At 34.5% G+C, this 1,265-nt stretch carries 2 protein-coding genes; both read left to right on the top strand.

The genetic code is table 11. The annotated features are described in order from the left end of the window. Positions 1 to 429 precede the first annotated feature (429 nt). On the top strand, positions 430 to 675 hold the full coding sequence (locus LVY74_RS17565) for a toxin HicA (RefSeq protein WP_237816143.1): 246 nt from the start codon (positions 430 to 432) through the stop codon (positions 673 to 675). Between the two features lie 8 nt (positions 676 to 683). Further along, entirely contained in the window at positions 684 to 1,007 is a 324-nt protein-coding gene (locus LVY74_RS17560) for a type II toxin-antitoxin system HicB family antitoxin (protein ID WP_237816142.1), read from the top strand. Positions 1,008 to 1,265 lie beyond the last annotated feature (258 nt).

Genomic DNA, 1,265 nt, shown 5'->3' with positions numbered 1-1,265 from the left:
AACTCACAAACTCACAAACTCACAAACTCACAAACTCACAAACTCACAAACTCACAAACTCATAAACTCATAAACTCATAAACTTATAAACTCATAAACTCATAAACTCACAAACTTATAAACTCATAAACTCATAAACTAGAATCTCTAGATTCATCAATGATTTGGCCTGGATAAATTCACATTTATAGTGCTTATGCATGCTGTGTAATTGAGAGAAATATAATTCTGTAATGATTATCAAAAATTATTAGAGTTGTGTGCTTATTCTTGATAGATGTACCGCTTATTCGTGTTCCTACCGTATAACTAATCCCTATTTGTAATGAGTCATTAAGCTGGCTATTACATGGTAGTAATAAATTAGATTATTGATAAATGGTATCAATATTGATACTATTGGATTATTGTCACTATCGAGCATTTTGAATGGCAAATCTTGATCAACTTATAGAGCAAATGCGGAATAATCCAAAAAATGTCCGATATGTCGATTTACTCAAGGTTTGTAAACAGTATTTTGGTGAACCTAGACAAACGAGTGGTAGTCACACGGTATTTAAAACACCGTGGCAAGGCGATCCTCGTATTAATCTGCAAGATGATAGTGGAAAAGCTAAACCTTATCAGGTTAAGCAAGTATTGGCTGCTCTTGATAAGCTTAAAACATTGTGAGGTGTCAAATGGATAGCAAACAATATACTTACCGTGTTACATGGTCAGCAGAAGATAATGAATATGTTGGTTTATGCGCTGAGTTCCCATCATTGTCTTGGCTTGATGCGGATCAGTCTAAAGCGTTTTTAGGAATAGTAGATCTCGTTGCTGATGTTGTAGCTGATATGATCAGCAATAATGAAAAAGTTCCTACACCACTCTCTGAAAAAAAATATAGCGGACGGTTTGCTGTTCGTGTGCCATCAATGGTTCATCAAAAACTAGCCCTTGAAGCCGCAGAACGTGGTTTGAGCATGAATCGCTTAGTGTCAGCAAAATTATCTATGTAATTTAGTTTATGCTAGTGGTCTATTGGAAGTAGAAATGACTGGTAGACCACGAACAAGAATTGATGCTCAACATATCTAGTAATTTGCAAGTTGTGCTTTTGGGAAAGCTTGGATTAACAGTAGTACATCAAAATAATAAAAAGATATTTATAAATTTTTTTACAGGCTCTTGGAAAGGCTAGTTCTATTTTTTAAAATCACTCAATCACTCAATCACTCAATCACTCAATCACTCAATCACTCAATCACTCAATCACT

Origin of the sequence: Acinetobacter sp. ME22, assembly GCF_022012315.1 — a bacterium.
Classification (GTDB): Bacteria; Pseudomonadota; Gammaproteobacteria; order Pseudomonadales; family Moraxellaceae; genus Acinetobacter; species Acinetobacter brisouii_A.
Note: the sequence above shows the minus strand (reverse complement) of the source record. Positions and strands in the feature narration are given on the sequence as shown.